Origin of the sequence: Ilyobacter sp., assembly GCF_041583315.1 — a bacterium.
Lineage (GTDB): Bacteria > Fusobacteriota > Fusobacteriia > Fusobacteriales > Fusobacteriaceae > Ilyobacter.
On the sequence record NZ_JBFHGC010000029.1, the window covers coordinates 1 to 10215 of the forward strand.

Here is a 10215-nt window from a genome sequence, read left to right on the forward strand (position 1 = left end):
GACACATCCTGATTTTTTATATTAAAATTTTTTAGCTATAGTTCACTTCCTCTTGTCATGCTTGTTACTCCTGTCCTTGCAACTTCCAGAATTCCAAAAGTTTCTACATAATTAAGAAAACCTGCGATTTTTTCTTTACCACCTGTAAGCTCTATTATAAGACTCTCTCTTCCCACGTCTACAATATTTCCCCTATAAATTGTAGTTATCTGCATTATCTCAGCCCTTCTGGAATCATCAGCCTTTAGTTTGATAAGTGCCAGCTCTCTGTCTACGCTGTTTTTGTCGTCAAACTCTTTTACAAACCTTACATCAAAAAGTTTTTCTGCCTGGGCCATTATCTGATGAACCGTATATTCATCCCAGTTTCCGCAAACAGTCATCCTCACCAAGTCTGCAGGATAGCTCTCCCCTGCAGTGATTGTTTCTATATTGATTCCCCTCTTTTGAAACAATCCTGATATTTTACTCAAAACCCCCGGCTTATTGTTCATAATTATAAGTATTTCTCTGTATTTCATCCCACTCACTCCCCTATTATTGTTTCTGAAAAAGACTTTCCTGCTGGTATTATCGGATATACATTACAGTCTCTAGGCACTACCACATCCACAAGAAGCGGCTTGTCATCATTTATCATACCTTCGATCTGCTTTAGTTCCTCCACGCTGTTTACCCTTACCCCTCTCAGCCCGTTTGCCTCTGCAAGTTTTACAAAATCAGGATTTATATCTAAAATTACTTCAGAATATCTCTTTTGGTTAAAAAGCTCCTGCCATTGTCTTACCATTCCCAGTGTTCCATTGTTCAATATAAAAATCTTTACAGGAAGATCATACTGCCTCAGCATTATTAGTTCCTGCTGATTCATCTGAAACCCTCCGTCTCCTATTATGGCTATTACCCTTTTACCTGGATTTCCTACCTGTGCCCCTATAGCAGCAGGAAGACCATACCCCATGGTTCCCGCCCCTCCAGAAGTACAAAAAGAATGCGGCTGTCTAAATTTAAAGTGCTGGGCAGTAAACATCTGGTGCTGTCCCACATCAGTTACTACTATACTGCTCTCTGGTAAAATTTCACCTAGGTATTTAATTGTACTTACCTGATTCAGACAGTCTTCTTTAGAATCTTCATCTAGTATATAGGACTCGCATTTTTCTCTCCACTCAGTAAAATCAGCCTCTATAGCTGCATTAAAAAGATCTTCTAAGACATCCTTGGCATCTCCTATAAGAGGAAGGTCTACCTTGACATTTTTATTTATTTCCGCAGCATCTATGTCCACATGTATTTTCTTTGCATGAGGTGCAAACAGCTCTGGGTCTCCTACAATCCTGTCATCAAATCTCATCCCCAGAGAGATTACCAGATCCGCCTCATCTACACACCTGTTGGCCCATACCTTACCATGCATTCCTATCATTCCCATATGGCCTGGAAAATTATAAGGAACAGCTCCTAGACCCATAAGAGTGGCTACACTGGGAGCATTTATTTTTGACAGCATTTTTTTAGTTTCCTCAGCTGCCCCTGCATTCATGACTCCCCCTCCTATTATAAAAACAGGATGATTGGATTTTTTTATCATTTCTACAGCTGTCTCAATATCTTTTGAAGTATATTTTTTTGGATATTTATTTCCTACATATTCGCAGTGAACTGCAAAAAGTTCTTCAAATCTTTCTACTGAGATCTCCTGCATCTGCACATCTTTTGGAATGTCAACAAGTACAGGCCCCGGCCTTCCCTTTTTTGTCAGTTCATAAGCCTCTTTGAGAATTCCAGGAAGATCCTCTATATTTTTTACAAGATAATTGTGCTTTGTAATAGGTGACGTTATACCCAGTATATCAGATTCCTGAAAAGAATCCCTTCCCAGAAAACTTGTGGGAACCTGCCCGGTTATAACCAAAAGAGGCACCGAATCCATATAAGCAGTCATTATTCCTGTGACTGTATTTGTAGCTCCAGGGCCAGAAGTTGCGATGCACACCCCTGTTTTCCCAGTAGTCCTGGCATATCCGTCTGCAGCATGAGTTGCACCCTGCTCATGTCTTGCCAAATAATGCTTTATCCCCTTAAAATCATAGAAAGCGTCATAAATTGGAATAACTGCTCCCCCAGGATAACCAAACACATCTTTTACACCCATTCTTTTTAAAACTTCTAATACAATCCTTGACCCTTTCAAAAAACTCTTATAACTCATCTCTATCTCCCACCCCCGTGTTTAACAATTCTTAGTTACTGCTCTTGGTTTGTTACCCAGTGCTATTTAATTTACCATAAATAACTCACTGCTCAGATCTCACTCTATATCTCCCTAAAAAAAAAAGCTTAAACCAGATGGCTCAAGCTTGTTTTGATTCATTGTAAACTCTCAGCTCAAGCCTTTTTTATGAGGATCAAAACAGGGCTCAAACTTTATTTGTAAAAAACCTTAGTTCTTACAAAGTTTAAACCTGAGAGCAAATCAGTATGATAATGAGAAAAAATTTATATTCAAATCTATTAAAAGTCATATTATTTCTCCTGTAAATAGCTTTTATTAGTACTAATCATATAGTAATTTTGTCCATTTGTCAACGATTTTTAAACAATTCGTCTTTATTCCCCCTAATTATCTACCCCATTCGTTTGGATTTTTGTTCCATTTCATTGCTATTTCAGCTTCTTCAGGATTTAGATACTTGTCATCTTCTGCAAGTCCTATAAGAGTCGAAAAGCTAGATATAGTTTCGCAATTACAATTTGCCTCTTCAAAACTCTTAGCCGCTTTTTCAAACTCATAAGAAAATATAGCCAGCACCTCCACATGGGATGCTCCGGCTTCTCTTGCTGCCTCCACTGCCTTGATAGAGCTTCCCCCTGTAGATATGAGGTCTTCTATTACTATTACTCTCTTACCTTCTAGATCTGCTCCCTCTATCTGCTTACCTGCTCCGTGCTCTTTTTTCTTTGATCTGATATATGACATAGGTTTATCCAGTTTTTCAGCTATAAATGCAGCCCAAGGTATCCCTGCTGTAGCAGTACCTGCAACTACATCATACTCTTTATTTGCCAGAAGCTCAATGAACCCTTCCACAACTATTTTTCTGCCTTCTGGATAACCTATTACCTTTCTGTTGTCGCAGTAAATTGGACTCTTTATTCCAGACACATAAGTGAAAGGCTCCTTTACATTCAGTCTCACTGCCTCTGTATCTAGAAGTACCTTCGCTACTTTTTTTGCTCTATCCATTAAATTCCACTTCCCTTCCGATTTTATTTTTAAAGTTTCCGTTTTTATATACTATTTCCCCTCTGACAACTGTTGTCAGTACTGTTCCACCTGTTTTCATTCCCTCATAAGGACTCCATCCGCATTTAGAGACCACATCTTCTCTTTTTATGACTCTTTCCAGATCCAGGTTCAATTCTACAAAGTCAGCATCATATCCGACCTCTATTCTTCCTTTATTTTTTATATTGAATATCTTAGCGGGATTTTCACTCATAACCTCTATAAGCCTTTTCATGCTTATCTTCCCGTCCTTTACACCATTTAGCATCATTTCGAGAGAATGCTCTACTCCCGGGATTCCAAAAGTTGTCTTTTCCCTCTTCTCAGACAGAAGATGAGGAGCATGGTCTGTTCCCACTGTATCTATTGTACCGTTTCTCAGAGCCTCCCACAAACTTTCATTGTCCCTATTACTTTTCAGTTCTGGCTTCATTATAAGGAGTTTTTTGCTCTCTTCGTTTTCATCTCTGTTGTCTGTATTCAGGAAAAGGTGATGAGGAGTTACTTCTCCGTAAACTTTCATACCTTCAGATTTAGCCCTTTTCAGTTCTTCCACTTCCTCTTTGAGAGAAAGATGGCATAGGTACAGTTCATTTCCATTTTTTTTAGTAAGAGAGATGGCTTTCCCTACCATCTCTTCCTCTGCATGGACACTTACGATTTTAGACGATGAAAAAATATCATCTAAAGTCTCATCCTTTTCCACCATCATCTTCCCTGTGGAGATATTGAGAAACACCTTTGTTGACGCTGTATTTTTTACTTTCATTATCTCCTGGCTATTGTTATCCCCACTGCCACCAAAATGAAAACCGTAGTCCACATAGCTTTTGCCTTTAAAAATACCTCTTTTATCCTCTAGAGCTTCTTCAGTTACTGTTGCAGGAATTGTATTGGGCATATCTATAAATGTCGTTATGCCCCCTTTGGCACATGACATAGAACCCGTTGTCACAGTCTCTTTATGAGTGAGCCCCGGATCTCTCATATGAACATGGGCATCTACCACTCCTGGGATAAGATATCTTCCCTCAAGATCCAGATAATCCATTTTTACGAGGTGACTTTCATTTTGGAATATCTTTCTTATTGCACCCTCTATACCTATTTCCTCTGATATTTCAGTTATTTTTCCCTCTGACACAAGAATATCCCTCAGTGCCTCATCACCATTGTCCAGTACCAGCCTGGCATTTTTTATCAGCATACTCCTGCCTCTTCCAGTCCTTCTTTTATTTCTTCCAGGACTAGTTTAGCTGCTTTTACAGGATCATCGGCCTTGGTAATAGGTCTTCCCACCACAAGGAAGTCACAGCCGTTTAGTATTGCGTTTTTAGGGGTCATTATCCTTTGCTGGTCATTTGCCGCCGCCCACTGCGGTCTTACTCCAGGACATATGGTTTTAAACTCTTTTCCACACTCCTCTTTTATTGCTGCTGCTTCCCAAGGAGAGCACACTACTCCGTCCATTCCGCTTTCTTTGGTTATCTTTGCCCAGTGCATAGCCAGTTCTTTTATGGATTGCTCTGTTTTGTAGAGTTCTTTTATATCATCTTCAGAGAAGCTTGTTAGCACAGTTACAGCGATTGCAAGAGCCTCTGGGTTTATCTTCTTTACTTCTTCAGAAACACTCTTCATCATCTTTCTTCCCCCTGCAGCATGGACATTAAACATAAATACATTCTGTTTTGCTGCAAAGACAGATGCCATCATCGTTGTATTTGGTATGTCATGAAATTTCAGGTCTAAAAATACTTTTTTACCTAAAGATCCCAGATATTCCACAGCCTCTCCCTTAGAATTCAGAAACATCTCAAGTCCCACCTTGTATACAGATACAGAGTCTCCCAGAGTTTCCACAAGTCCCTTTGCGTCTTCTATTGTCGGAAAGTCAAGTGCCACTATCAGCCTGTCTTTAGCATTCATTTTATTCCCCCTAATATATTCATTACTTATTTTCATGTAAGACTATCTGTTTGGATGTGCCGCTCCCACAATTTCGGATATATTCCCAAGATTATTTTCAAGGCAGTATTTTTCAAGTCCTTCTTTTATTTCCACAGGAAGTACCGGATTTATAAATATTCCAGTTCCCAGAGATATCGCCGAAGCTCCTGCCATTAAAAATTCTATGGCATCTTCTACACAGCTGATTCCGCCCATTCCAAGCACCGGGATTTTTACTGCCTGAGAAACCTGGTATATCATTCTTAGAGCTACCGGTTTTACTGCAGGACCTGAAAGTCCACCGAATATGTTCCCCAACATAGGTTTCTTTTTCTTTATATCTATAGACATCCCCAGAAGTGTATTGATAAGAGCCACTGCATCGGCTCCGTTTTCCTCTACAATCTTAGCTATGGCTACTATATCTGTTACATTTGGAGAAAGCTTTACTATTACTGGTTTGGTAGTTACCTCTTTTACAGCCTTGGTTACTGCTCCGGCTACTTCTGGTCTTGCTCCAAAAGCCATTCCTCCGTCTTTTACATTGGGACATGATATATTGAGCTCTATTGCCTTCACGGCCTCTATACCCTCTACCCTCTTGGCTATCTCCACATATTCCTCTATGGTCCTTCCGTTTATGTTAGCGATAATAGGGCTGGTTATCTTCCCCTCTATATCCTTTGTTATTACATTTTCAAAGTAATCCACTCCAGGGTTTTCAAGTCCCACTGAGTTTAACATTCCTCCAGGAGTTTCTGCTATCCTAGTCCCGAAGTTACCATCTCTAGGCTCTAGAGTGAGTCCTTTTACCACTATTGCTCCCAGTTCGTTAGGATCAAAATAATCTTTATATTCAAGTCCGAATCCAAAGCATCCCGATGCTGTCATTATTGGATTTTTTAAATCCAGACCTACAAAATTAGTTTTTAATCTATTCAAAATTATTCACCCCTCAATATTAATTTCCGCAGCTGCATCCAGGATTTTCTTCAGGATTCACATCCACTATTACTTCAGCTTCAAATACCGGTCCGTCGGCACACACTCTTTTCATACCCTCTTTGGTTTTTATAGAGCACCCTACACAGGCCTTTACTCCGCAGGCCATTTTTTCTTCGAGAGATATCTGACATCTCATCTTGTGCTCGGCGGCTACTTTAGCCACTGCCTCCATCATCTTATGAGGTCCGCATGTATATACTATATCGTATTGTTCTTCTGTCAGGAGTTTCTTCATTGCATCTACTGCATTTCCCTTCATTCCCACAGTACCGTCGTCAGTTGCGAAGAATATATCCTCTTTTGGAAAATGGTAATTATCAGCTATTCTCACTGCCCCTACATCTCTTCCAGCTGCTATTATTGTCACTGTATTTTTATTTTTTACAGATTCCACCAGGTATTTCAGGGGAGCCATACCCATTCCACCGCCTACTACGAGGATTTTCTTTCCTTTTACCTCTGTATCAAAGCCTGTACCCAGAGGTCCCTGCATTCTTATTTCTTCACCTATTTTATAGTTGGTAAACTCCTTTGTACCCTTACCTGTAACTTCATAATAAAATTCCAAAATGTGATTTTCCTGGTCTGCATAATGGATGCTTATAGGTCTTCCTAGTATCCTTATCCCATTATGGCATTTTATCATGTAAAACTGCCCGGCTTTAGCCACACCGGCTGATTTTACCGCCTTTACTTTCATGAGATAGTAGTTATCTCCCATATTTTTATTTTCTATGATTACCCCGTCTTCTAAAAACATGCTGCCTCCTCTATTATTTCAAAGTTATATTATTTTTTTTAATACTTGTTTCACAGTAAGCACATCTGTATTTTTTTCCCTCTCTGTAAAACTTCGTAGGAACCTTTTCAAAATTTGTAACACACTTTGGATTATGGCATTTTATTACATCATTAATGGTATTTGGCAGCTCTACCATTTTCTTTTCCACTACCTTAAAATCTTTTATTATATTTATAGATGCATTTGGGGCCAGGATAGCTATTTTTTCTATCTCTTCATCTTTTAATATCCTGCTGTCTATTTTTATTATCCCTTTTTTCCCCTGTTTCTTACTTTCCAGGTTAAATGCCACCATTATAGTTCCGTTCTCCTTGTTCAGTTCAAGGAGATTCATTATTTCAAGAGTTTTCTCAGAATCTATGTGATCTATTACAGTTCCCATTTCAATTGCATTTATTTGAAGTTCCATCTTCAGATTACCTCCTTAAATTTGATTTTCTCTCCCTAATACCATTGCCAGCATTGCCATTCTCACAGGCACACCATTTGAAGCCTGTTTGAAATAAAGAGCGTGCTTTGTATCATCAAGGTCTGTTGAAATTTCGTCTACTCTCGGAAGAGGGTGCATTATTATCATGTTCTCTTTGCACTTACCCATAATATTTTCTTTATTTATAACATAAATCCCCTTTACTTTCTGGTACTCCTCTTCATCTGGGAATCTTTCCCCCTGAATCCTGGTCATATAGAAAACATCCAGTTCTCCTAAGATATCTCTGAAATCTTCAATAATATGATATTTTATCCCGGATTTTTCCAGGTCTTCCAGTATGTAGTCAGGCATCTGCAGAGAGTCCGGAGCTACAAAATACATCTCTGCATCAAAATGTGAGAGAGCTTTTGTAAGGGAGTGGACTGTCCTTCCGTACTTCAGGTCTCCTACAAAGGCTACTTTGAGTTTTTCCAGGTTACTCATCTCTTTTTTGATGGTATAGAGGTCTAGAAGTGTCTGACTCGGATGCTGATTTGATCCGTCTCCTGCATTTATCACAGGCCTCACTGTGGCTTCTGCAGCAAGTCTCGCAGCTCCGTCTAGATAATGTCTCATGACGATGACGTCAGAATATGCCTCTGCCATTCTCACCGTATCTTTCAGTGATTCACCTTTTTTCAGAGAAGTGGCATCTGGAGAATCAAACCCAAGTACTCTGGCTCCCAGTCTTTGGGCAGCCGAGCAGAATGAAAGTCTTGTTCTTGTAGATGGCTCAAAGAAAAGTGTAGATACAATTTTATCCTTCAGAAGTTCAGGTTTTGGATTTTTTTCCAGTTTTTCCGCGACCTCTAGAATTTTCAGTATATCTTCTTTTTTTAGATCTCTCAGTGAAATTATATTTTTCATGACACCCTCCCGTGTTTTTGTAAAAAAAAAGAATAGAAACTATAAGATTTATCTTATAGTCACTATTCCTGTAGAATACATTTTTATTAAATTCAAAATTGAAACATCATCAAAATTAATATTATAGGTTGAAAAAGCTTTAAAAATAGAATGAAAAGATTTAGAAAATGTAAAACGCAGAATTTTTTTTCTTCCTCTAGAAGATATCCTAAACAACATTTTCTTCCTCCTTTTAAAATTTTTACTGGAATTATTCTATCAAAAAAAACAGATAAATGCAACTTTTTTTATTTTAACCATGTTTTCAAAAGTCAATAGACAGTTTATCAAAACATTTTTAGCTGCTTTCCAGGCTTTACTAATGTTGGCTTTAGTTTCTTTTCAAGCTCCTCTGCATACTCTCTTATATCCTCTATAATTTTGATTTTTTTTCTGTCCCCTCTATACTCCTCTGTGAGTTTTTCTATCTCTTTTTTCAAAACTGATAAGTTTTGAAATCCCTCACGCTCCTTAGATATTGACTCATAGCAGTGTTCTCTCCACTTGTTCCTGTCAGCTTCAGTAAAAATTCCAGGCATATTTCTCCCTAAAAATCTAAAATAAAGCTCTTTGTATTTTTTCTCCCTAAATTTCGGTACATACTTATAGTTCTCATTATGGAAAGTCGCCATCTCATTTTTGTCACTGTGACTGGGAAAAGAACCGTATATATCTAAGTCTGCATCAGTCTCTTGACCTTTTTCATCTCTTGTGAAGACCTTTAGAAAATCATCCTTTCTTCTGGATGAGATACTTTTTATTTTTTCTACTATCTCTTTAGAATCTTCTGATAAACCATTCAAAAATTCCGGTTTTTCCTTGAGGCTGTCATAAGAGATAATAAGTGGGCACTGGTTTATTCTTATCTGCTTGAGTCCAGGTCTTTCTACCCCGGCCTCTTTCAGCTTCTCATTGGAGTAGTATAGGTACTCCTTAATCTCCTCTGTACTCATATTTTCAATGGCTTCTATATCGCTCAGAACGTCTACAAATAAAAATGCATTTTTGTCTCCGTTTTTAGAAAAGTCTCCGACTTTATAAATAAGAGAAGCGTATCCTCTTTCATATCCGTATCCAAAATCTATATGCAAAAACAAGTCGTCCTTAGACAATTCCGATTTCACAAATTCCTTATCTCTCAGACTGAAAAAATAATTAAAAACACCGGGAGACTTTTTACTTAGAAGTTCCGCCAGTCCTATGGTGGCGTATACATCTGACTTTGCATCATGGGCATTCTCGTGGACAATTCCGTTCACCTTGCTCAGCTCTTCCAGTCTGAAAGAAGGCCGGTCGTCATCTTTCAACGGCCACTTGAGAAGATCAGGCTTCATCACATATACTCCTAAAACAGCTCTCATAAAGTCCCATCTCGAACAGTTGTTTTTCCACTCTCGTTCATAGGGATCTCTAAATGTCCTGTAAAAAAGATTTCTTGTTATTTCATCATCAAATTTTATACTGTTATAGCCTACAGTTATTGTCCCCTCTTTTGTAAACTCTTTGAATAATATTTCTGCCAGTTCATTTTCAGTTATCCCTTTTTCATTTGCTTCCTGAGGTGTTATCCCGGTTATAAGGCTGGCCTCAGGATTCGGGAGATAGTCGTCTGCCAATTTGCAGTAGTACACCATCTCATCTATCACTTTAAAATCCATATCTGTTCTGATCCCTGCAAACTGAGAAATCCTATCTCTTTTAGGATCTGCTCCAAAAGTTTCATAATCATACCAGAGATAAGTTTTTTTCATAATAAGCAACTCCTTAATAAAATTATTTTACTATATCAGTATA

10 protein-coding genes are annotated in these 10215 nt (G+C 38.4%); all 10 read right to left on the minus strand.

Going from position 1 to position 10215, the window contains the following annotated elements:
* Positions 1-35: 35 nt before the first annotated feature.
* Entirely contained in the window at positions 36-521 is a 486-nt protein-coding gene (gene ilvN, locus ABZA26_RS02080; RefSeq protein ID WP_372712866.1) for an acetolactate synthase small subunit, read from the minus strand.
* A gap of 5 nt (positions 522-526) precedes the next feature.
* Positions 527-2212: a biosynthetic-type acetolactate synthase large subunit gene (gene ilvB / locus ABZA26_RS02085; RefSeq protein WP_372712867.1), complete on the minus strand. Its 1686-nt coding sequence runs from the start codon at positions 2210-2212 to the stop codon at positions 527-529.
* Between the two features lie 411 nt (positions 2213-2623).
* Complete coding sequence (gene pyrE / locus ABZA26_RS02090; RefSeq protein ID WP_372712869.1) at positions 2624-3247, minus strand: orotate phosphoribosyltransferase; 624 nt, start codon at positions 3245-3247, stop codon at positions 2624-2626.
* Positions 3240-4496 carry a dihydroorotase family protein gene (locus ABZA26_RS02095; RefSeq protein WP_372712870.1) on the minus strand — a complete coding sequence of 419 codons (1257 nt, stop codon included), beginning with the start codon at positions 4494-4496 and terminating at the stop codon, positions 3240-3242. Before ABZA26_RS02095 ends, pyrE begins: the two co-directional genes overlap by 8 nt.
* The gene (gene pyrF / locus ABZA26_RS02100; RefSeq protein WP_372712871.1) at positions 4490-5215 is read right to left on the minus strand and encodes an orotidine-5'-phosphate decarboxylase; all 726 of its coding nucleotides are present in this window, start codon (positions 5213-5215) and stop codon (positions 4490-4492) included. The genes ABZA26_RS02095 and pyrF overlap by 7 nt, the downstream gene beginning before the upstream one ends.
* 42 nt (positions 5216-5257) lie before the next feature.
* Positions 5258-6178 (minus strand): dihydroorotate dehydrogenase, encoded by a 921-nt coding sequence (locus ABZA26_RS02105; RefSeq protein WP_372712872.1) that lies wholly within the window; start codon positions 6176-6178, stop codon positions 5258-5260.
* Positions 6179-6197: 19 nt separating this feature from the next.
* Positions 6198-7001, minus strand: a complete 804-nt coding sequence (locus ABZA26_RS02110) for a dihydroorotate dehydrogenase electron transfer subunit (protein WP_372712873.1) — start codon at positions 6999-7001, stop codon at positions 6198-6200.
* Between the two features lie 13 nt (positions 7002-7014).
* The gene (gene pyrI, locus ABZA26_RS02115) at positions 7015-7452 is read right to left on the minus strand and encodes an aspartate carbamoyltransferase regulatory subunit (RefSeq protein ID WP_372712874.1); all 438 of its coding nucleotides are present in this window, start codon (positions 7450-7452) and stop codon (positions 7015-7017) included.
* 15 nt (positions 7453-7467) lie between these two features.
* A complete protein-coding gene (pyrB, locus tag ABZA26_RS02120) occupies positions 7468-8382 on the minus strand; it encodes an aspartate carbamoyltransferase (RefSeq protein ID WP_372712875.1) in 915 nt (304 codons plus the stop codon).
* 326 nt (positions 8383-8708) lie between these two features.
* Positions 8709-10172 (minus strand): exodeoxyribonuclease I, encoded by a 1464-nt coding sequence (sbcB, locus tag ABZA26_RS02125; protein WP_372712876.1) that lies wholly within the window; start codon positions 10170-10172, stop codon positions 8709-8711.
* Positions 10173-10215 lie beyond the last annotated feature (43 nt).

Excerpts from the sequence above, each read along its gene's own strand:
- sbcB (WP_372712876.1), bottom strand. The coding sequence starts at position 10,172 with ATGAAAAAAACTTATCTCTGGTATGATTATGAAACTTTTGGAGCAGAT.
- pyrE (WP_372712869.1), bottom strand. The coding sequence starts at position 3,247 with ATGGATAGAGCAAAAAAAGTAGCGAAGGTACTTCTAGATACAGAGGCA.
- ilvB (WP_372712867.1), bottom strand. The coding sequence starts at position 2,212 with ATGAGTTATAAGAGTTTTTTGAAAGGGTCAAGGATTGTATTAGAAGTT.
- pyrF (WP_372712871.1), bottom strand. The coding sequence starts at position 5,215 with ATGAATGCTAAAGACAGGCTGATAGTGGCACTTGACTTTCCGACAATA.
- pyrI (WP_372712874.1), bottom strand. The coding sequence starts at position 7,452 with ATGGAACTTCAAATAAATGCAATTGAAATGGGAACTGTAATAGATCAC.
- ABZA26_RS02110 (WP_372712873.1), bottom strand. The coding sequence starts at position 7,001 with ATGTTTTTAGAAGACGGGGTAATCATAGAAAATAAAAATATGGGAGAT.
- ABZA26_RS02095 (WP_372712870.1), bottom strand. The coding sequence starts at position 4,496 with ATGCTGATAAAAAATGCCAGGCTGGTACTGGACAATGGTGATGAGGCA.
- ilvN (WP_372712866.1), bottom strand. The coding sequence starts at position 521 with ATGAAATACAGAGAAATACTTATAATTATGAACAATAAGCCGGGGGTT.
- pyrB (WP_372712875.1), bottom strand. The coding sequence starts at position 8,382 with ATGAAAAATATAATTTCACTGAGAGATCTAAAAAAAGAAGATATACTG.